Genomic DNA, 20,270 nt, shown 5'->3' on the forward strand with positions numbered 1-20,270 from the left:
GTCCTCAACTGTACCGGGCGACTTGTGGGTTGGCTTGCGTAAATGCGCCTGTTCATGGCCTGTTTGCGCAGGAGAAGCCGACGTGGGGCCCAGGTGATTGGAACATCTGATGGCAGGCGAGTACCTGCATGAAGGTATGTTTCTATGGGCTTGCTTGTCATGACAGGACGCTTCCCGGAGCGAGGAGAACGATGGACATGCTGCCCCTCCGCGTGCCGAGCGCATTCGTGCCGGACCGCAGTCCAGCGCTCGCCGCACCCGCCCCCTGCACGGCGCGGGTCATCCGCACACACAGCGAGTCCGTGTACGGGACCACCGTCCGCCGCGAGTTCGGAGACGTCACGATCTCCCTCGTCACCGGGGAGGCCCACGAGGCCGTACGCCCCGGTCGCCACATCCGCCCCGACCCCTCCGAGTCCCTGAGGGTGTTCCGGGCGCTGGCCGGCGAGATCCAGGTGCACCAGGACGGCCGCCGAGGCCAGGCGAGCGGCCCGCAGATCATCTGCTGCGACACCAGCCGCCCGTACCGCCTCGTGCTGCCCCGGCCCTTCCACCTGGTCGAGGTCCAGCTGCCGCACCGGCACCTCGGCATGTCGGCCGGCGACACCGCCAAGCTCACCGCCACCGGCTGGTGCGGACGGATGGGCGCGGGCGCCCTGCTCTCCCAGCTCCTCGCCGGACTCCACGACCACGGCACCGAGATCCACGCCGCCGTCGACCGGGTCGGCGCCACCGTGGCGGGCCTGACCGCGGCCGTCCTCGCCGACCGGCTGCGCAATGTCGCCGCCGAGGACGAGGTGGCCCGGCACGACCTCATGCTGGGCATCCAGGCGTACATCCGCGCACGGCTCTCCGACCCCGACCTCACCCCGCAGGCGATCGCCGAGCACCACAACGTCTCGCTGCGCTACCTCCAGCGGATCTTCCAGGAGCAGGGGACCAGCCCTGCCCGGTGGATCCGGGACGAGCGCCTCGCCCGCTGCCGGTCGGAGCTGCGCGACCCGCGGCTCGAACACCTGCCCGTCGGGGTCATCGGCGAACGGTCCGGCCTCTACCAGGCCTCGCACTTCAGCCGGCTCTTCCGCGACCGGTACGGCCTCACCCCGCGCGGCTACCGGACCATGCGCGAGGCCGTGCCCACGTAGGGGACCGCCGCCGACGAGCACCGACGAGCACCGCCGAGCACCGACGACCGACGCGCACTGACATCCGAGGAGGATGACGGATTTGACCGGCACGAGCTTCGAATTCCCCGGTGAGTACTACGAGATCATGCGGAAGGACTTCCGCAACCTCGACGCCGAGACGGAGTTCCTCGCGTCCCTGCTCCCCGACGCGGGCACCGTACTCGACCTGGGCTGCGGCACCGGCTCCAACCTGCGCGCCCTGCGCGAGCGCGGCCACCGCGGCACCGGCGTCGACCAGAGCGCCGCGTTCCTGGAGTACGCCCGGGCCGCCGGCGACGAGGGCATCTCCTACGTGGAGGCCCGCGCCGAGGAGTACCGCACCGACGAGCGCTACGACCTCGTGTACAGCCTCTTCATGACGCTGAACTACCTGGACCGCGGCCGGCTCCCGGCCGTCCTGCGCTCCGTCCGCGAGCTGCTGAACCCCGGCGGGCAGGTCGTCCTGGAATTCGGCCACCTGCTGAACTTCGTCGACTCCTTCCAGCCCAACAGCGTCGGCCACCACCGCCGGGACGGGGTCCTCATCACCCGCCTGGCCCGCCAGTTCATCAACGCGCACGCCGCGAACTGGCGCAACGAGGAGACCCTGCTGGTCCGCACCGCGGACGGCACGGTCGCCATGTACGACAACTTCTTCGACCAGGCCGTCCTGACCGGGCCCGAGGTCCGCGAACTGCTGGCCGCGGCGGGACTGACCATCACGGCCGAGTACGGCGGGTTCCGCAAGGAGCCCGCGCCCTTCCACGGCCGGGGCCCGCTCGTCATCGTGGCCACCGCGACCCCCGCCGACACCGCGTCCGACACCGCTCAGCAAGAGGAGAACCAGGCATGACCGGCACCGGCATATCGCTGCTCGACGGCGGGCCCGCCCCCGAAACCGGCGTCGCGCACCTCGGCGCCGCCCTCGTCCGCGCCGTCGCCGAGAGCGAGGGCCGCGGGGTGACGTACATCCGCGCCGACGGCACCGAGCTCCACCAGAGCTACGCCGAGCTCCTCGACGCCGCCTCGCGCGTCCTGGCCGGCCTGCGCGCCTCCGGCGCCGCGATCGGCGAGAAGATCATCCTGCAGTCCGCCGACGACGCCGACCTCCTCTCCGGCTTCTGGGCCTGCATCCTCGGCGGCTTCCTGCCCCTGCCCGTCAGCGCCGACGCGGCCAACGGCCCCGGCCTGCTGGAGCGCGTCTGGGCCGGCTACGGCCGCCCCCGCGTCCTGACCGGCACCGGCCAGGAGATCGCGCCCGCCGTCACCGCCGACGCCGGCTGGACCGCCGCCCACCTGGGCGACGTGGCGAGCCTGCGCACCGCGCACGAGCCGGACCTCGCCTGGCACGAGCCGGACGCCGTGGACCCGGCCGTCCTGCTGCTCACCTCCGGCAGCACCGGCGTGCCCAAGGCCGTCACCCTGACCCACCGCAACATCCTCACGCGCAGCGCGGCCACCTCCCGCGTGAACAAGCTCGACGCGGACACCCGCACCTTCAACTGGATGCCGCTGGACCACATCGGCGGCCTCGTCATGTTCCACGCGCGCGACGTCTTCCTCGGCGCCGCCCAGGTCCACGCCAAGATCCAGTGGGTCCTGGAAGACCCGCTGCGCTGGCTCGACGCCGTCTCCGCCCACCGGGCCGACACCACCTGGGCGCCCAACTTCGCCTTCGTGCTCGTCAACGACCAGGCCGACCGCTTCGAGGGCCGAGGCTGGGACCTGAGCCCGCTGCGCTACATCATGAACGGCGGCGAGGCCGTCCGCTCCGGCGTCGTCCGCCGCTTCCTGGACCTGCTGGCCCCCTACGGGCTGCCCGCCACCGCCATGTTCCCCGGCTGGGGCATGTCCGAGACCACCGCCGGTGTGGCCGACTGCCAGTTCACCGAGGCCGCGGCCGGCGACGACCGCTACGTGCCCGTCGGCCGCCCGCAGCCCGGTACCCGCATCCGCGTCGTCGACGAGCACGGCGCCCTCGTGCCGTGGGGCGTCACCGGCCGCCTCCAGGTCACCGGTTCGACCATCACCTCCGGGTACTACGACAACCCCGTGCAGAACCGGCAGTCCTTCACGGACGACGGCTGGTTCAAGACCGGCGACCTGGCGTACGTGGAGAACGGCATCCTCACCGTCACCGGCCGCACCGACGACGTCATCCAGCTCGGGGAGATCGCCTACCACGGCCACGAGATCGAGGCCGCCGTCGAGGAACTCGACTTCATCGAGCCCTCGTACACCGTCGCCTCCCTGGTCACCGCCGAGCCCGGCGGCGCCGAGGAGCTCGCGGTCTTCTTCAGCCCGCGCTCCGGCGCCATCACCGGGGAACAGGGCGAGCGGATCCGCGAGCGGGTCCGGGAGCGGCTGGGCGTCGACGTACCGCACCTGCTGCCCGTCGACCGGTCCGAGATCCCCAAGACCGGCATCGGCAAGCTCCGCCGTGCCCAGCTCCGCAAGAGCTTCGAGGACAGCCTGGCCTCCGTCCCGGCCGGCACCGCGGCCTGATCGTACGGGTGGTGCGGTCCGGGCGGGCCCGCCCGGACCGCACCACCCGTACGTCTCCATCCCCTACGCACGAGGAGCGCCCATGGCGCAGCAGGAGCGAGCCGAGCGGACGCGCCGGGCTCTGATCAACGGTGCCGCCAAGGCAATCGACCTCTACGGCTACGAAGGGGCCTCGCTCGCCGTCATCTGCACCGCCGCGGGAGTGACCAAGGGCGCCTTGATGTACCACTTCCCCGCCAAGGACGACCTGGTCAGAGCCGTGCGCACCGAAGCCCGGCAGGCGATCGTGGGTGCCCTGGGCGAGATACCGCACCGCGGGATCCGGCCCTTGCAGGCCGCCGTCGACATCACGCACGCGGTCGCCGGGCGGCTCGGGCACGACCCCGTCGTACGGGCGGGCGCCCGGCTGACCCGGGAGTTCGTGCACTACCCCGACGGCAGCGTCGCCTGGACCGATGCCGTCCGCGAGGAGCTGGCCGACGCCCTGGCCGGAGCGGCCGACCCCTGGGGAACGGCCGCGCAGCTCGTGTACTCACTGATCGGGATGGACGTGTGCCTGCGCGCGGAGGCGGACCGCCCGGGCCGTTCCTGCGGGCCGCTGCGCGGGCACCTGACCCGGCTGTGGCAGCTGATCCTGCCGGGGATCCTCGCGGCGCCGCAGGCCGTGGAGCTGTACCGCGCCGAGGGCTCGTCGCCGTACTGCGCCTTCGCGGCCTTTCCCGAACCAGTGCGCCTCGGGCCGCGGGGGTGAGCGTGGACCGAGCAGGGGCGGCCGTGGCGACGAGCGCGCCCGATCCGCGTCCGCTGACCGGCGAGCCGCTCAGCCTGGACCTCCTCAACACCCTCTGGCACGACCGGTACGGCCGCTACGACCTGCTGGACTCCACCGCCGGCCTCGCGTGCTGGCTGGCCGGGTCCCGGGCGGCCGCCGCGTACGCCAGCGGCGAGCTGCGGGCCGACCGGACCACCCTGACCGCCGTTCGGGCCGCCCGTACCGCGCTGGCCGGTGTGGCCGGGCGCGCCGATGCGGGGCCGATGGCGTTCGACGCCTTCAACCGGCTGCTCGACGCGGGCCGGGTCCGCCGGCTCCTCACGGCCGCCGGGCCCGTCGAGCGGCTGGAGGCGCCCGACTCGGGCCGCCTGCTCGGGTACCTCGTGGCGTCGGACTATCTCCGGCTGCTCAGTACCGCGCGGGACCGGGTGCGCAGTTGCGCCAACCCGACGTGTGGGTTGCTGTTCCACGACGTCAGTCGCAACGGCACCCGTCGGTGGTGCACGAGCACGGGGTGCGGGAACCGGGCGAAGGCGGCCCGCCACTACGCCCGCCGGACGGCCTCCACGGCCTGACGCCGGCCCGGCCCCGGCCCGCCCCGGCTCCGGGGTGTGCCGCTGCGCGGGGCGGAGTCCCCTATCCGCCCTTCCACCGTTCCCCGGGCTGCGCCCGGACCTGTTGCCGCGTGCGGCGCCGTTGCCGGGGGCCAGCCCCCGGACCCCCGCTCCTCAAACGCCGGCGGGGCTGGATGAACCCAGCCTCGCCGGCGTTCGAGGTGCGGGGCCCGCGCAGCGGTGGTGCCGCCTGGTGTCACTGTGGCGCAAGATGGCGCCACCGCGCTGACCAGCATGTTCAGGTCCGTCGACGCCACCGTGTGGCGGAGTGGTGCCACATTGGCTCGACATGGCGCCATCGCTGTGCCATGCTGTGCGACATGGACCTCACGCCCTACGTCACCACCCTCCGCCAAGAGCTCGCCGTCGCCGCCGAGGCCGGCGGCGACGAAGCCCGCAAGCTGGCCGAGAGGCTCACCGCCCCCCTGGAGTCGGCCACCCGGCTGACCCTGCTCAACGTGCTCTCCGCCGCGATGGACGAGATCACCCGTGAACTCGCCCCCGGATCGGTCGACGTACGGCTGCGGGGGCTCGACCCCGAGTTCGTGGTGACGGTGCCGGCCGGCGAGAGCCACGCCCCCGCGGAGCCGGCCTCCGCCGCCCCGTTCGCCGAACCGCTCGCGCCGCACGCGGCCGCCGACGGCGACGAGGGTGGCACCGCCCGCGTCAACCTGCGTCTGCCGGCCCACCTGAAGGCCCGCGCCGAGGAGGCTGCGAGCCGCGAGGGACTGTCGGTCAACGCCTGGCTGGTGCGCGCCGTATCGGCCGCGGTCGACGGCGGCGCCCGGCCCCGTACGACGGAGAAGTCCCAGAGCGTGGGACAGAGCTTCACGGGCTGGGTCCGTTAGCCCGGCTCCCCCACCGCATCGCATCGCACGTATCAGTTCGCCCACACCACGTCCCACCAGCGGGGACGCCCGGAAGACCCAAGAGGACGGGACAGCCATGCCTTCTTTCGACACCTCCGAAGCGATCTCGGTCACCGCACACGTGGAGGCCGGTTCCATCCAGTTCACCGCGGGCGACCGCCGCGACACCGTCGTCGCGGTCCAGCCCCGGGACCCGAAGCGCGACAAGGACGTACGGACCGCCGAGCAGACCGAGGTCACGTTTGCGGGCGGCGTGCTGACCGTCAGGACGCCCAAGTCCAACCCGTTCGGCAAGCCCGGCATCGTCGACGTGACGGTCGAACTGCCCACGGGCTCGAGGGTCGACACGACCGGCGCCTGGACCCAGGTGGTAGGCGAGGGGCGGCTCGGCGAGGTCCGGGTGAAGACCTCGTCCGGCGACGTCCGCCTCGACACGACCGGCCCGCTCAAGCTGACCGCGTCGCACGGCTCGATCACCGTGGACCGGGCCGAGGGCGCGACCGAGATCACCACCAGCTCCGGCAGCCTGCGCCTCGGCTTCGTCGACGGCCCCGCCGTCCTGAAGAACTCGCACGGCACCACGACCGTCGGCGCCGCCATCGGCGAGCTGCGGGTGAGCGGTGCCAACGGTGACATCGAGATCCGGCGGGCCGAGGACTCGGTCACCGCCAAGACCGCCCACGGAACCCTGCGGGTGGGCGAAGTCGCCCGCGGCACCGTGGAGCTGGAGACCTCCTACGGGGCCATCGAGGTCGGCGTCCGCGAGGGTACGGCCGCCTGGCTCGACGTCAGCTCGGGCTCCGGCCAGGTGCGCAACACGCTCACCGCGTCCGGGAGCCCGGAGGGGAGCGCGGACACCGTCAAGGTCCGCGCCCGGACGAAGTACGGCAACATCGACGTCCGCCGCGCCCTGGCCTCCGGGGCCTGAACAAGCCCTGACCGGGCCCTGGTCAGGCCCTGACCAGGCCCTGACCAGGGACTTCTTTCCCTTCCGCGTCGTCTCTCCCCCCCGTCACTTCAGCCTTCGAATGGAGGGCCTCATGCCTTCTTCTGTCATGCCCACATCACATCGAGCGGACGGTCACCCGTCTCCGGCGGCCGTCTCCGCCGTCGGCCTGCGCAAGTCCTACGGGGACAAGACCGTCCTCGACGGCATCGATCTGAGCATCCCGGCCGGGTCCGTGTTCGCACTGCTCGGCCCCAACGGCGCCGGCAAGACCACCGTCGTGAAGATCCTGTCCACGCTCATCACCGCCGACGGCGGTCAGTCCCGGGTCGGCGGCCATGACCTCGCGGCCGATCCGCAGGCGGTGCGGGCGGCCATCGGGGTCACGGGTCAGTTCTCGGCCGTGGACGGTCTGATCACCGGGGAGGAGAACATGCTCCTCATGGCGGACCTGCATCACCTGTCGAGGGGTGAGGGGCGGCGGGTGGCGGCCGAGTTGTTGGAGCGGTTCGACCTGACGGAGGCGGCGAAGAAGCCGGCCTCGACGTACTCGGGCGGGATGAAGCGTCGCCTCGACATTGCGATGACGCTGGTGGGTGATCCGCGGATCATCTTCCTCGACGAGCCGACCACCGGTCTGGACCCGCGTTCCCGTCACAACATGTGGCAGATCATCCGTGGGCTGGTCTCGGGTGGTGTGACGGTCTTCCTCACCACGCAGTACTTGGAGGAGGCCGATCAGCTCGCCGATCAGATCGCGGTGTTGAACGACGGCCGGATCGCGGCCCAGGGGACCGCGGAGGAGTTGAAGCGGCTGATCCCCGGCGGGCACGTGCGGCTGCGGTTCTCCGACCCGGCCGTGTACCGGGCCGCGGTGGCCGCGCTCGGCGAGGCCGCCCGGGACGACGAGGCGCTCGCGCTGCGGGTCCCCGGCGACGGCAGCCAGCGTGAGCTGCGTTCCCTTCTCGGCCGGCTGGATGCGGCGGGTATCGAGGCGGACGAGCTCACCGTGCACACTCCCGACCTCGACGACGTGTTCTTCGCCCTGACCGGCACCGACCCCCGTCCCAGCCAGTCCAGCCTGCCTGCTCAGTCCAAGGAGAACGTCCGATGAGCACTCTCGCCCTCGCCGTCCGCGATTCGTCCACGATGCTGCGCCGCAACCTCCTGCACGCGCGCCGCTATCCGTCCCTCACGCTGAACCTGCTGCTCACGCCGATCATGCTCCTGCTGCTGTTCGTCTACATCTTCGGTGACGTGATGAGTGCGGGTATCGGCGGCGACCGCTCCGACTACATCGCCTACCTCGTGCCGGGCCTGCTGCTGATGACCATCGGCAGCACCACCATCGGCACGGCGGTGTCGGTCTCCAACGACATGAGCGAGGGCATCATCGCCCGCTTCCGGACGATGGCGATCCACCGAGGCTCGGTGCTCATCGGGCACGTCGTCGGCAGCGTGCTGCAGTCGATCGCGAGCGTCGTCCTCGTGGGTGCCGTCGCGGTGGCCATCGGTTTCCGCTCCACGGACGCCACCGTCCTGGAATGGTTCGCGGCGTTCGGGCTGCTCGTGCTGTTCGCTCTGGCGCTGACCTGGATCGCCGTGGGCATGGGGCTGATCAGCCCGAACGCCGAGGCCGCGAGCAACAATGCGCTGCCGATGATCCTGCTGCCGCTGCTCTCCAGCGCCTTCGTCCCCGTCGAGGGGATGCCGGGCTGGTTCCGGCCGATCGCGGAGTACCAGCCCTTCACCCCGGCCATCGAGACCCTGCGCGGGCTGCTGCTCGGTACCGAGATCGGCCACAACGGGTGGATCGCACTTGCCTGGTGCCTGGCCCTCGTCGTCCTCGGCTACTTCTGGTCGGCCGCGAAGTTCAACAGCGACCCGAAGTAGCGGTGTGGGGGGACGGGTCATGACGGAGTTTCTGAACACCGAAGGCGGACGGCTCGCGTACGAGGTCACGGGCGAGGGCCCGCTGATCCTGCTCGCCCACGGCATGGGCGACAACCGCGCGGCCTACCGCGAGACCGCGTCCCTCCTCGTCGCCGCCGGGTACCGCGTCGCCTCCACCGACCTGCGCGGACACGGGGAATCGAGCACCGGCTGGGCCTCGTACACCCGTACCGACGTGGCGGGCGACCTGCTCGGCCTGATCCGGCACCTCGGCGGACCGGCCGTCATCGTCGGCCACTCCTTCGCCGGCGGCGCCGCCACCATCGCGGCGGCGCAGGAGCCGGCGCTGGTCGACGCCGTCGTCGAGATCAGTCCGTTCACCAGGGCGCAGAAGATCGACTTCGGCGCCATGGGCTCCAACGCCCGCTACCGCAAGGGCATGCTCCTGCTGCTCGGCACCGGCATCCTGCGCAGCACCGGGCTGTGGAAGCGCTACCTCGACCACGCCTACCCGGGCACCCGCCCCGCCGGCCACGCCGCCCACCTCGCGGCGCTCGACGCCGACCTGGGGCGGCCGGGCCGGATGGCCGTCGTCGCAAAGATGGGGATGTCCGCCCCCACCGACGCGGGCGCCCGCCTGGGCGACGTCGGGTGCCCCGCGCTGATCGTCGAGGGCGACCTCGACTGCGACTGGGCCGACCCGGTCGCCGAGGGCGCGGCCATCGTCGCCGAACTGCCCGCCGGGCGCGGCCGCCTCGTCACGATCGAGGGCGCGGGCCACTACGCCCACGCACAGTTCCCCGCCGAAACCGCCGCGGCCATCGTGTCCTTCCTGAAGGAGGCCGCCCGTGCCTAGGGCCTCGCTCTCGGCCGCCGCGGTGGTCGACGTGGCCCTGCACCTGGTCGACGCGGAGGGGCCGGCGGGCCTGACCCTCTCGGCGGTGGCGGGCCGGGCGGGCGTGGCGACCCCCTCCCTCTACAAGCACGTGCGCAGCCTCGCCGAGCTCCGCGACCTCCTGTCGGCGCGGATCATGAACGAGATGGCGGACGAGATCGGCGTGGCCGTCATCGGCCGCTCCGCCGACGAGGCGATCCGCGCGTTCATGACGGCCTGGCGCAGCTACGCCCTGCGCCACCCCCACCGGTACGCGGCCCTGCTGCACAGCCCCGAACCGCGGACGGCCGAAGCCGGGGAACGCCTCATCACCATCCTCTTCGCCACCCTGCGCGCCTACGGCCTGGAGGACTCCGAGGCCGTCCACGCGGCCCGCTGCCTGCGCGCCACCGCCCACGGCTTCGTCTCCCTCGAAACCGGCGGCGGTTTCGCCCTTCCCGAAGGCCTGGACGAGAGTTACGCCCTCCTGACGCACATGGTCGTCACGGGCCTGCGCACGCCGCGCGCCCCGCACTGACCCGGCGGCCCGAACCGAAGGCCCGCCCCCCGCCGAGGCCCTAGGAGGCCGAGCGGCGGCGCGGCGGCTGCTCGCACACCGCGGAGGCCGGATGACGGTGCCGCGACGGCGGTCCGGTGCGGCCGGCTCGCAGGATGCTGCGAGCCGGAATGCCGGAAGCTGCACCCGCAACCGGGCCGGGCGGACGGGCCCCGCTGTCAGAGTGGAATGGCCATCCCCGCTTCCGAAGGAGCCACCACCATGGCCCAGACCCAGAAGAACCCGCTCGCCGTCACGACCGGTGTGCTGATCGCCCTCCTGGCCTCGTCCACCGTGCTGTTCGACGGCACCGCGCGGTACGTGGTCATGGGTGTGCTCGCCGTCGGCGTGCTCTCCTGCGCCCGCGCCCTCCAGCGGTCCCGCTCTTAGTCGTGGCCGTCCCAACCGGCTTAACCGGAGTCCGCGACGGGGGAGCACCTCCGACGCGGACTCCGTGCTTACCGGGCGGCCACCCGGGCCGCCCCGCTCAGATCCAGCCGCGCTCCCGCGCGAGCAGCGCCGCGTGGAACCGGTTCGACGCGTCGAGCCGGTGCATCAGCGTCGCCACGTACTTGCGGTACGTCCGCACCGAGATGCCCACGTCCCGCGCCCCGTTCTCGTCCTTGTCGGCCGTGCACAGCGACTCCAGGATCCGCCGCTCCAGTTCGGTCGGGCGCTCGCCCGCCACCGCCGGACCCTCCTCGTCCGCCGCCGCCGGTATCTCCTGCGCCTGTCCCCACATCCGGTCGAAGAGGGACACCAGCGTGGTCACCAGGCCCGGTTCACGGGTCAGGAGCGCTCCCCGCTTGCTGTCGGAGGGGTCGATCGGCGTCAGCGCCGCGGCCCGGTCGAAGATGAGGATGCGCTCCAGGTCCAGGCGGGACACCCGCACCTCCGCCCCCTTGCCGACCATCTCCCGCAAGTACGCCATCGTGGCCGGATCGTCCAGCGCGGCCGCCCCGAACAGGCTGCGCATCCGGATGCCGCGCCGCAGGATGCGGGCGTCGGCCGGCCGGGAGGTCTCGATGATCTCGGGCCGCATCACCCCCGAGGGCCAGGTGGTCATGGACTCCGACCGGGTGAAGAAGGTCAGCTCGTCGATGGCGGCCCGCACCTGCTCGATGCCCATCAGCCGTTCCATGGGGGGTCGGTCCGCCCCCGCGATCGCGTCCGAGGTCGTGGCCGCGTCCCGTTCCGCGAGCAGCGAGGCCACGATCGCGTCCGCCGCCGCCTTCGTCTCCAGCTCCTGCCGCATCCGGGTGAGCCGGGCGTCGATCAGGTGCTGCACCGCCTTGGCGGGACTGACCGGGCGCAGCAGCCCGTCGGTCATCGCGGCGAGGCCTAAGGCCGTGGCCCGTTCGCGCAGGACGCGTACCGCCTCCTCGTCCAAATCGGCGTGCCGCACGAGCTGTTCGGGATCTGCGCCGCCGCTCCTGAGGAGGACGCGGTAGAAGCGTTCGTCCTCCGGATCGATATCGAGAAACGCCAGATCCGGATCCCCCATGGATTCCTCCAACGCCGTGGCCGGTCATTACCTGGCCTAGATCTACCTGTTACCCCGGGTCCAGGCTACGGCAATGATCCATTCCGCTTCCGGGGCCCGGTGTGGAAGGGGACCATGGACGGTGCAGTAAGTGCCCTCGCAGAACGCAGCAAGCTGCGCGTGACAGCCCTCGAACGCAGCCTTTCCGAGCGGCAGAGTTGTGGTCACAAGGAGCCGCCGGGGAAACACCGGAGGCCACCGGAGCCGGGCGGGAAAGAGCCGGGTCCGGGACGGACCGAAAACCGAGGGGGAACCACCGTGATGAAGCGCCTCAGCGTCACTCTCGCCGCCGCCGTACTGATCGGCCTGGCCGGTGCCGGCACCGCGAACGCCGACGCCCCCGCCCCCGCCCCGCTTCCCACCCCCGGCACCCAGGTCTGCGTACCGATTCCGGCGGGCCTCCCGCTCCCCGGCGTCTGCGTGATCATCCCGGGCCGCGACACCCACAACTGGGACTAGCACCTCCTCCCGGAGCGTCCTTCCGGAAGAGATCGGCAGATGATCTCCGACCCGGAATTCCCCCCGGCGGCCCGTTCCCGAGATATTCGATCTTCCTCGCCCCTTCCGATCTTCAATCATCCGGCTCCCGGAAAAGAACTTCCGGACCCCGAGCACAAGGAGAGAAAGTCCGATGACCGCCTACTCGGTGCTCGTTCCCTTCGTCCCGAGCCGCCCCGAGCAGCTCCTGCCCTTCGCCGGGCTCGTCCACTGGACCGGAGCCGAACGGCTCTGGCAGGGACAGAGCCTGGTCACCGAGACCCACCAGGCCTTCGCCCACGCCGCCGGCGCCGGATTCAGGGTCCCCGTCGGGCTCGGAGTGACCCTGATGCCGCTGCGCCACCCCACGGAGGCCGCCCTCCAGGCCCGTTCGCTCGCGCTGATGACCGGGCAGCCGGTCCTCGCGGGCTACGGGCCGGGAGCCCCCGCGGTGCAGAAGGCCCTGCTCGGAGCCCCGTACCGGAGTCCGCTCACCGCCGCCCGGGAGTACCTGACCGCCGTACGCGCCGCCCTCGACGGTACGGACGCGGTCCTGGAGGGGGAGTACCTGCACCAGGAGGCGCTGCTCCCGCCGGTGCCCGGACCGCGCGTCGAGATCGGGCTCGGGGTCCTGCGCCCCGGCATGGCGAGGGTGGCCGGAGAGGTGGCCGACGCGGCGATCTGCTGGCTCACCCCGGCCCGCTACCTGGCCGACACCATCGTGCCCGAGGTGACCAAGAGCGCCGAGAGCGCGGACCGGCCGGCGCCCAAGGTGGTGGCCATGGTGCCGATCGCCCTGGCGGCGCCCGACCGGGACCCCGTACGCCTCGCCCTGGCCTCCAACCGGCACCACCTGAAGGCGGCGCACTACCAGGACATGCTCCGGCGCGGCGGTGTGGAACTCCCCGCCGCCACCGGTTCGCAGGCGCAGGACGAGAGCGCGCGGGGCGCGGCCCTGGTCGCGGGCGACGCCTTCCTCTACGGGGAGCCCGCCGAGCTCCTCGCGAAACTCGAAGCCTTCCGCGAGGCGGGCGTCGACGAGATCGTCCTCAACGTCACGGGCGTGGCCCAGCTGTACGGCGCCCAGGCGGCGAGCCGTGAACTGCGCACCCTGCTCACGGTCCTCGGACTCGCCTCCTGACCGGAGGCGTCCCGGAACCGCCGCCCGTCGGCACCCCCTGCCCGCTCGCACCCCCTCGGACTTCCGGCCGCCCCCGGCCGATCCCCCTCCAGCTCCGCGTCATCAGGCGCCCGCGTCCACCCACGCACTCACGTTAGGCATGTTCATGACACTCACTTCGGTCAAGGCCCACGCCTTGCAGTGGGGCACCGGACGCCCCCTGGCCGCACTCGCCCCCCGCCCGCCGTTCACCGCGACGGTCGTCCTGGAGGACGCCGCCCACCTCGACGCCCTGCTCGGCAGCGGAGTGGCCGGCCCCGGCACCGTCGTCCTGGTCCCCGGGGACGAGCCGACCGCCGAGCCCGAGCCCCACGAGGCCACCGGCGCCCAGGTCATCGTCTGGCAGGGCTCCCTCGGCGAACCCGGCGCGGAGGCCGGCCTGCACCCCGACTTCTACCTCCAGGTACAGGCGTACTCGATCACCCCCTACCTCTCCGTCCTCGGACCCACCCTGGTCCGCATCGTCGAGGAAGCCGACTTCCAGGCCTTCCTGGAGGACGCCGACCGGGCCCTGAACGACGGCGAGTTCTCCGCCTTCCTGACCCACCCCTCGGTCCAGCTCGCCGACCTCGGAGCCCTCGGCGGCAACGGCGCCGGCGACGGCCCGGCCCTGCGCCTCTACGTCGCCGCCGACGGAGCCGTGAGCGTCGCCCCCGGCGCCGCGTCCCTCGGCCCCGTCGGCACCCCCGCCGCCGCACTGCACCGGGCCTGGGAGGACTCCGCCGGAGCCCTGGCCGGCGTGCTCGACGAGGAGCTGCGCCGCGAGCAGCTCGCCGCCCGCCCCTGGATCTCCCGCTACCTGGCCGCCGTCGGCGCCATCCGCGAAGCCGTCACCCGAGGCCTCGAAAACCCCCGCGTCTCCGGCTTCGGCGGCCGCCTCGTCCCGGCCCTCGCCGGCCACCCCGTCCCCCAGGACACCTCCGGCGACATCCCGGTGCTGCTGTTCAACGCCGAGCAGGCCCTGATCCACCACCCCGGGGACCGCCGCACCATCGCCCTCTCCCTCGACGCCGCCCAGGCCGCCGAAGCCCTCCTCGTCACCGGCACCGCCCAGGCCGCCGCCGACTACGCCGACCCGGCCACCGTCGACGCCGTCGCCGCCTACTTCTCCGGCATCGGACTGCCTCTCACCGAGTCCGCCGCCCCCCGCACCGCCACCCCCGACGCCACGGAAGGAGCGACCCGCTGATGGGCGCCATGCTGCTCAGCCCCGCCGCCGCGGGCACCGGCCTGACCGGCCGCGCCGCCGAGGCCGTCGCCGAACTCGGAGACCGCGCCGTCCTGTGCGACCTCTACGACGAGGCCGGCGCCCCCGTCTACCACGACATCGCCGGCACCACCCCGCACGAGGTCCGCGAACTCCTCTCCACCCTGCGCCGCATCCCCGGCCCGGTCCTCGACCTCGCCGCCGGCTCCGGACGGCTGACCTTCCCCTTCCTGGCCCTCGGCCGCGAGGTCACCGCTCTCGAACTCTCCGGCCACATGATCGGACTGCTCAGGGAGAGGCTCGCCGCCACCCCGGCCTCCCTCCGGGGACGCTGCACCCCCGTCCAGGCCGACATGAGTGACTTCTCGCTCGGCCGCCGCTTCGGCGCCGTCGTCCTCGGCACCACCTCCATCTCCCTCCTCCCGCCGGAGGCCCGCCCCGGCCTCTACCGCTGCGTACGGGAACACCTGGCGCCCGGCGGCAGGTTCCTGCTCACCACCGTCGAGGTGGACGCCGCCGACGACGGCAGCGACGAGAGCGAGATCCTCGCCCCCGGCGAGATCACCGGCCGCTCCTACCGGATGATCGAACAGTGGACCTCGGGCAACAGCTCCCGCACGGTCACCGTCATCCCCGCGGACCCGCCGGCCGAAGGCCCCGTCCACGTCGCCACCACCACCATCGGCGTGATGCCCGCACCGCTGCTGGTCGCCGAGCTCGAAGCCGCCGGCTTCGCCATCCGCTCCACCACGCCCATCCCCGGCGGCGGCCGCCACCACGACGTCCTCCTGGAAGCCGAGGCCCTGTGATGACCACCGCCCTGCCCACCCTGACAGGACGGGACGAGGCTCCCGACCACGGCCACCCGGCCCTGTGGACCTCCCTGCTCCCGCCCTCCGCCCACGGCGACGACGGCATCTGCGCCGTCTCCGCCGAGGGGATGTACGTACGGTTCGCCGACGGAAGCGAACTCCTCGACGGCGACTCGGGCCTGTGGAACGCCAACCTCGGCCACGGCAACCGGCACATCGCCGAGGCCTGCCACCAGGCCCTGCTCAACGCCTCGTACCTGAGCGTCTTCCGCTACGAACACCCCTACGCCCGGCGGGCCGCCGAGGCCCTGGTGGAGCTCTGCGGAGCCGACCACTTCGCCCGCGTCCTCTTCTCCACCTCCGGCGGCGCGGCCAACGACCTGGTCATGAAGACCGCCCGGCACTACCACGCCCTGCGCGGCGCCGAGAAGCGCAAGATCATCGTGGGGCTGCGCGGCAGCTACCACGGCCTGACCTTCGGCGGCTTCGCCCTCACCGGCGAGAACCTCGGCCAGCAGGTCTACGGGGTCGACCAGCGCCTGGTGCGCCACGTCACCCCCAACGACCCGGCCGACATCGAGAAGCTGATGCGGGCCCAGGGATCCCAGATCGCGGCCGTCGTCGTCGAACCCGTCCTCGGCAGCGGGGCCGTCCCCCTCACCGACGAGTACCTCCAGACCCTCTTCCGGCTCCGCGAGGAACACGGGTTCCTGCTCGCCGCCGACGAGGTGGCCACCGGATTCGGCCGCACCGGGTCGATGTTCGCCTCCCAGCTGTGGAGCGAACGCCCCGACCTGCTGGTCACCTCCAAGGGCCTGACCAACGGCACCTGCGCGGCCGCCGCCGTCATCGTCTCCCGGACCATCGCCGACGCCTTCCGCGAAGCCGACGCCACGTTGACCCACGGCGAAACCCAGGCCGGCACCCCCGTCACCTGCGCCGCGATCATCGCCACCATCGAGGAGATGCGCCGCCTCGACGCCGTCTCCCGGGGCCGGCGCGCCGCCGAGACCCTCGGCGCCCACCTGGACCGGCTCGTCGCCGAACACCCCCTCTTCGACTCCCATGACGGCCGCGGCCTCTTCCGCTCCCTGCGCATCGTCACCGCCGACGGCGAACCCCTGCCGCAGGCCCGGGTCCTCGACCAGATCACCGCCATCCGGGCGGCGGGCGCCATCGTCCACGCCGGCGTCCACGGCATCCAGATCATGCCGCCGCTCACCGCGACGGACGCCGAGATCGACGCCCTCATGGAAGCCGTACGGACGGGCGTGGAGAGTTTCGCGGGAGGACCGCGGTGAACATCGCCTGGTCCGGATCCACCCGGCTGCTCATCGGCCCCGAAGGGCTCAGCGACTGGCTGGCGGACTTCGACGACGCCCACCCGGCAGCGGGGAGCCGTCCCGTCACCGCCCTGCTCCTCGACCCGGCCGTCGCGAACTCCCGCATCACCGCCCTGGTGACCGCGGAACTGGACCGGGCGGGACACACCACCCACACCATCGTCCCCGACGGAGACGGAGGCCCGGACGAGATCCTCGCCCTGGCCCGCGCCACCGCCGACGCCGCACTCGTCGCCGTCATCGGCGGCGGAGCCCTCCTGGACCGGGCCAAGCTCCTGTCCGTGGCCCACGGGGACGAGCGGGCCCGCGCGGCCCTGCGCACCACCGGCCGCAGCGGACTGCTCACCCTGGACCCGCGCACCCGCCGCACCCGTCCGCTGCTCGCCGTACCCACCACGGTCGGCACCGGATCCGAACTCAGCCGGGTCGCCTGCCTGCCGCACAACAGCGGCAAGCGGCTCGTCATGGGCGACGCCCTCGCCCCCGACGCGGCCCTGCTGGACCCGGCCGCCACCGAGACCCTGCCCGGCGAGCTGCTGATCGAAGGAGCCCTCGAAGCGGTCTTCCGCACGGTGGGCCCCTACGTCGGCAACCTGACCGACCGAGCCGTCGAGGACGCCCTCGCCCAGACCGCCGCCACCCAGCTGGTCCGCCTCGGCGGAGCACTGGCCCGGCAACTGGCCGACGGGCAGGCCCCCGACGCCACGCTCCGCACCGACCTGGCCCGGCTGAGCGGACTGACCCAGTCCACCTGGCTCTGCTACGGCAGGGACCTGTTCAGCACCGAGGGCTGGATGATCGCCAACGAACTCTCCAGCGCCCTGGGCATCCGCAAGATGACCGCCGTCGCGGCCATCCTGCCGGCCCTGTGGCGGGCCGTCCTCGCCGGCGACACCCGGCTCGGCTCCGCCGCCCGCCTGCGGGGGATCTGGGAACTGCTCCGCTCGGCCGACAGCAGCGGCGACCCGCTGCCCGCCGAGCCGGTGGCAGGGATCAGCGCCCTGATGAACCGCTGGGGCATCGTCCGCGACATCGCCGTCACCCCGCAGCTGCTCGACGCGGTGGCCCGCAGGACCGTACGGGCCTGGGGCGCGGGCCTCCCGATGCTCGGCGGCCTGCGCGCCGCCGACGTCAACGCCCTGCTCAGCGAAGCGGCCTGAACACCCGCGCCGCACCCACAGACTTCCGCGCCGGCTCGGCGCGGGGACCGCACCACCTCGCTTCCCACGAAAGGAAACCGTCATGGACAACACGTTCGAGAACGTTGCCGCCGATGTGAACCACCTGGAGCTCGGCCTCCAGGAGCTCGAGGTCATGGAGGCCCCGGGCTGGTGGACGACCGGTGGCGTCGTCGTCGGCATCTCCCTCGTCTCGGTGGTCATGACCTGATCCGACCCGGATCAGCGCCACCCGCTCCCCCCCCCCCGTAACACCCAACAGAGAAGGAGTCAGTCATGAACGAGAAGTTCGAGGCCCCCGCGGCCGACGTGAACCACCTGGAGCTCGGTCTGCAGGAGCTCGAGGTCATGGAGGCCCCGGGCTGGTGGACCACCGGCGGTGTCGTCGTCGGCATCTCCATCGTCTCCATCGTCGCCACCTGATCCACCCTCAGCACCGCGCAGCACACCACCACTTGACACACGAAGGAGAACAGCCATGAGCGAGCAGATCCTCGACAACGCGGCGGTCGTCGCGCAGGACGGCCTGGAGCTGGGCCTGCAGGAGCTCGAGGTCCTCGAGGCCCCCGGTTTCTGGGAGGGCGTGTCCATCGGGATCGCGATCTCCACGGTGACCATCGCCACCTGATCCCGCCCCGGCGAGCCGCACGCAAGTGAGCGGCGCCAGAAACGGATCGATGCGGACCGGGCCCGGCCGGGAAACCCCCGGCCGGGGCCCGGCCCTCGGCACCACCGAACACCCACACACCCCGGAAAGGACGCGGCAGCGATGAGCAGCAGCGACCCGGCCGTCTCGCTGAACGGTCTCACCAAGATCTACAAGGGCGTGCGCGCCGTCGATGCGCTGACCGTGGACATCCGCGCCGGCCGTGTCACCGGCCTCCTCGGCCGCAACGGCGCCGGCAAGACCACCACCCTGCGGATGCTGCTCGGCCTCGCCACCCCGACCGCCGGCACCGCCACCATCCTCGGCAAGCCCTACGCCGAACTCCCCGACGCGGCCCACCGCATCGGAGTCAGCATGGACGGCATGGGCGGCGTCACCGGCGCCACCGTCCGCGGTGAACTGCGCATCTGGTGCACCGTGCTGGGCCTGCCCGCCGGCCGCGCCGACCAGGTCATGGAGTACACCGGCCTCGACTACGCCGCCGACCGCCCGGTCAAGGGCTGCTCCACCGGCATGCGCCAGCGGCTCGCCCTGGCCACCGCCCTGCTCGCCGACCCCGAGATCCTCATCCTCGACGAGCCGGCCAACGGCCTCGACCCGGACGGCATCCGCTGGCTGCGCGCCACCCTGCGCACCCTGGCCCTGGGCGGGCGCACCGTCATCGTCTCCAGCCACCAGCTCGCCGAGCTGGAGCAGACCGTCGACGACGTCGTGATCATGCAGCACTCCCTGCGCTACGCGGGCACCCTCGACGACCTCACCGGCGACGGCGCCGTCCGCCTGGAGGACCGCTTCTTCGAGCTGGTCGACCCGGCCGCCACCGCCGTTCCCGTCGCTGACACCGCCACCGCCACCGCGGGCATCCGTACCCCGGAAAGGAACTACTCCCGTGCGTAACCTCATCGCCGGCGAAACCCGGAAGGCCCTGACCGGCCGCGCCTGGTGGGCCCTGCCGCTCGCGGGAGCCTGGCTGTGCCTGATCACCACCTTCGGATACGTCTCCGGAGGCGAGAAGGCCATCGCCGACGGGTCCACGTCCCTGGCCGTCGGCCAGGACGTGGCCCGTTCCTGGATGATGATGTTCCTGCTGGCGGCCGTCTTCGGCGCCGTCCACGTCACCCGGGACTACGCCTCCGGCACCATGGTCCGCTCCGCGCTCCTGGCCGGCTCCCGCTCCCGCCTCTTCGGCGCGAAGCTCGCCGTCGCCACCGCCGCCGGAGCCGCCTTCGGCCTGATCGCCGCCGCCCTCGGCGCCGTCAGCGTCTACCTCGGCCCGCTGCCCTTCGGCCTGGAGGCCGCCGCCGACGGCGAGACCGCCCTCATCCTGGTCGGCGTGTTCGCCTGCTGCACCCTGGCCGCCCCCTGGGGCGCCCTCATCGGCTGGATCGTCCGGAACCAGACCGGCGCCGTGGCCACCCTGATCGGCCTCACGCTCCTGGTGGACCCCGGGCTGCAGCGGCTGGTCCCCGAGGTCTCCAAGTACCTCCTGACCATCGCGATGAGCTCGGTGTACCGGGACGTGAAGCCCGACCTGCTCTCGCTGCCCTGGGCGTACGCGGTCATCGCCGCCTGGCTCGCCGCCGCCTTCGTCGCCGGCCGCCACCTCGTCCGCACCCGCGACATCGCCTAGAGCGTGTCCAGCACGCCCAGCGCGCCAGGCAGAACCGG

General features: G+C 72.6%; 24 protein-coding genes. 23 read left to right on the forward strand and 1 reads right to left on the reverse strand.

The window, feature by feature from the left end:
- Positions 1–191 precede the first annotated feature (191 nt).
- The 12 genes from ACE1OC_RS41910 to ACE1OC_RS41965 all read left to right on the forward strand — a co-directional run bounded on the left by ACE1OC_RS41910 (position 192) and on the right by ACE1OC_RS41965 (position 10,585).
- The gene (locus tag ACE1OC_RS41910) at positions 192–1,145 is read left to right on the forward strand and encodes a helix-turn-helix domain-containing protein (protein WP_407841924.1); all 954 of its coding nucleotides are present in this window, start codon (positions 192–194) and stop codon (positions 1,143–1,145) included.
- A 73-nt stretch (positions 1,146–1,218) separates the two neighbouring features.
- On the forward strand, positions 1,219–2,019 hold the full coding sequence (locus ACE1OC_RS41915) for a class I SAM-dependent methyltransferase (protein ID WP_250744302.1): 801 nt from the start codon (positions 1,219–1,221) through the stop codon (positions 2,017–2,019).
- Complete coding sequence (locus ACE1OC_RS41920) at positions 2,016–3,671, forward strand: AMP-binding protein (RefSeq protein ID WP_407841925.1); 1,656 nt, start codon at positions 2,016–2,018, stop codon at positions 3,669–3,671. The genes ACE1OC_RS41915 and ACE1OC_RS41920 overlap by 4 nt, the downstream gene beginning before the upstream one ends.
- An 82-nt stretch (positions 3,672–3,753) precedes the next feature.
- Positions 3,754–4,422, forward strand: a complete 669-nt coding sequence (locus ACE1OC_RS41925; RefSeq protein WP_407841926.1) for a TetR family transcriptional regulator — start codon at positions 3,754–3,756, stop codon at positions 4,420–4,422.
- Between the two features lie 23 nt (positions 4,423–4,445).
- Entirely contained in the window at positions 4,446–5,018 is a 573-nt protein-coding gene (locus ACE1OC_RS41930) for a CGNR zinc finger domain-containing protein (RefSeq protein WP_407841927.1), read from the forward strand.
- Between the two features lie 359 nt (positions 5,019–5,377).
- Positions 5,378–5,905 (forward strand): hypothetical protein, encoded by a 528-nt coding sequence (locus ACE1OC_RS41935; RefSeq protein ID WP_407841928.1) that lies wholly within the window; start codon positions 5,378–5,380, stop codon positions 5,903–5,905.
- A gap of 97 nt (positions 5,906–6,002) precedes the next feature.
- Positions 6,003–6,854, forward strand: a complete 852-nt coding sequence (locus ACE1OC_RS41940; RefSeq protein ID WP_407841929.1) for a DUF4097 family beta strand repeat-containing protein — start codon at positions 6,003–6,005, stop codon at positions 6,852–6,854.
- Between the two features lie 112 nt (positions 6,855–6,966).
- Positions 6,967–7,986 carry an ATP-binding cassette domain-containing protein gene (locus ACE1OC_RS41945; protein WP_407841930.1) on the forward strand — a complete coding sequence of 340 codons (1,020 nt, stop codon included), beginning with the start codon at positions 6,967–6,969 and terminating at the stop codon, positions 7,984–7,986.
- The gene (locus tag ACE1OC_RS41950) at positions 7,983–8,765 is read left to right on the forward strand and encodes an ABC transporter permease (RefSeq protein WP_407841931.1); all 783 of its coding nucleotides are present in this window, start codon (positions 7,983–7,985) and stop codon (positions 8,763–8,765) included. The genes ACE1OC_RS41945 and ACE1OC_RS41950 overlap by 4 nt, the downstream gene beginning before the upstream one ends.
- A 19-nt stretch (positions 8,766–8,784) precedes the next feature.
- Positions 8,785–9,621, forward strand: a complete 837-nt coding sequence (locus ACE1OC_RS41955; protein ID WP_407841932.1) for an alpha/beta fold hydrolase — start codon at positions 8,785–8,787, stop codon at positions 9,619–9,621.
- On the forward strand, positions 9,614–10,177 hold the full coding sequence (locus ACE1OC_RS41960; RefSeq protein WP_407841933.1) for a TetR/AcrR family transcriptional regulator: 564 nt from the start codon (positions 9,614–9,616) through the stop codon (positions 10,175–10,177). The genes ACE1OC_RS41955 and ACE1OC_RS41960 overlap by 8 nt, the downstream gene beginning before the upstream one ends.
- Positions 10,178–10,417: 240 nt before the next feature.
- Positions 10,418–10,585 (forward strand): hypothetical protein, encoded by a 168-nt coding sequence (locus tag ACE1OC_RS41965; protein ID WP_389690503.1) that lies wholly within the window; start codon positions 10,418–10,420, stop codon positions 10,583–10,585.
- Positions 10,586–10,682: 97 nt separating this feature from the next.
- Here the strand turns inward: ACE1OC_RS41965 and ACE1OC_RS41970 are convergent, their stop codons facing one another.
- On the reverse strand, positions 10,683–11,699 hold the full coding sequence (locus ACE1OC_RS41970; protein WP_407841934.1) for a helix-turn-helix transcriptional regulator: 1,017 nt from the start codon (positions 11,697–11,699) through the stop codon (positions 10,683–10,685).
- A gap of 300 nt (positions 11,700–11,999) precedes the next feature.
- Between ACE1OC_RS41970 and ACE1OC_RS41975 the strand changes: the two genes are divergently transcribed.
- The 11 genes from ACE1OC_RS41975 (at position 12,000) to ACE1OC_RS42025 (ending at position 20,232) form a co-directional block, all read left to right on the forward strand.
- Positions 12,000–12,197, forward strand: coding sequence for a hypothetical protein (locus tag ACE1OC_RS41975; RefSeq protein ID WP_351442087.1), 198 nt, complete (start codon positions 12,000–12,002; stop codon positions 12,195–12,197).
- 172 nt (positions 12,198–12,369) lie between these two features.
- Positions 12,370–13,356: an LLM class flavin-dependent oxidoreductase gene (locus ACE1OC_RS41980; protein ID WP_407841935.1), complete on the forward strand. Its 987-nt coding sequence runs from the start codon at positions 12,370–12,372 to the stop codon at positions 13,354–13,356.
- Positions 13,357–13,501: 145 nt separating this feature from the next.
- Positions 13,502–14,584 (forward strand): daptide biosynthesis RiPP recognition protein, encoded by a 1,083-nt coding sequence (mpaB, locus tag ACE1OC_RS41985; protein ID WP_407841936.1) that lies wholly within the window; start codon positions 13,502–13,504, stop codon positions 14,582–14,584.
- On the forward strand, positions 14,584–15,411 hold the full coding sequence (gene mpaM / locus ACE1OC_RS41990) for a daptide-type RiPP biosynthesis methyltransferase (RefSeq protein ID WP_407841937.1): 828 nt from the start codon (positions 14,584–14,586) through the stop codon (positions 15,409–15,411). The genes mpaB and mpaM overlap by 1 nt, the downstream gene beginning before the upstream one ends.
- On the forward strand, positions 15,411–16,715 hold the full coding sequence (gene mpaD, locus ACE1OC_RS41995; protein ID WP_407841938.1) for a daptide-type RiPP biosynthesis aminotransferase: 1,305 nt from the start codon (positions 15,411–15,413) through the stop codon (positions 16,713–16,715). Before mpaM ends, mpaD begins: the two co-directional genes overlap by 1 nt.
- Positions 16,712–17,917 (forward strand): daptide-type RiPP biosynthesis dehydogenase, encoded by a 1,206-nt coding sequence (mpaC, locus tag ACE1OC_RS42000; protein ID WP_407841939.1) that lies wholly within the window; start codon positions 16,712–16,714, stop codon positions 17,915–17,917. Before mpaD ends, mpaC begins: the two co-directional genes overlap by 4 nt.
- 82 nt (positions 17,918–17,999) lie before the next feature.
- Positions 18,000–18,146 (forward strand): daptide-type RiPP, encoded by a 147-nt coding sequence (locus tag ACE1OC_RS42005; protein ID WP_254387522.1) that lies wholly within the window; start codon positions 18,000–18,002, stop codon positions 18,144–18,146.
- A 65-nt stretch (positions 18,147–18,211) separates the two neighbouring features.
- Positions 18,212–18,358, forward strand: a complete 147-nt coding sequence (locus ACE1OC_RS42010; RefSeq protein WP_243336478.1) for a daptide-type RiPP — start codon at positions 18,212–18,214, stop codon at positions 18,356–18,358.
- A 55-nt stretch (positions 18,359–18,413) separates the two neighbouring features.
- The gene (locus tag ACE1OC_RS42015) at positions 18,414–18,563 is read left to right on the forward strand and encodes a daptide-type RiPP (RefSeq protein WP_250744242.1); all 150 of its coding nucleotides are present in this window, start codon (positions 18,414–18,416) and stop codon (positions 18,561–18,563) included.
- Between the two features lie 141 nt (positions 18,564–18,704).
- Complete coding sequence (locus ACE1OC_RS42020) at positions 18,705–19,499, forward strand: ABC transporter ATP-binding protein (protein ID WP_407841940.1); 795 nt, start codon at positions 18,705–18,707, stop codon at positions 19,497–19,499.
- Positions 19,492–20,232, forward strand: coding sequence for an ABC transporter permease (locus tag ACE1OC_RS42025; protein ID WP_382978085.1), 741 nt, complete (start codon positions 19,492–19,494; stop codon positions 20,230–20,232). The genes ACE1OC_RS42020 and ACE1OC_RS42025 overlap by 8 nt, the downstream gene beginning before the upstream one ends.
- Positions 20,233–20,270 lie beyond the last annotated feature (38 nt).

This window comes from Streptomyces stoeckheimensis, assembly GCF_045822005.1.
Classification (GTDB): Bacteria; Actinomycetota; Actinomycetes; order Streptomycetales; family Streptomycetaceae; genus Streptomyces; species Streptomyces stoeckheimensis.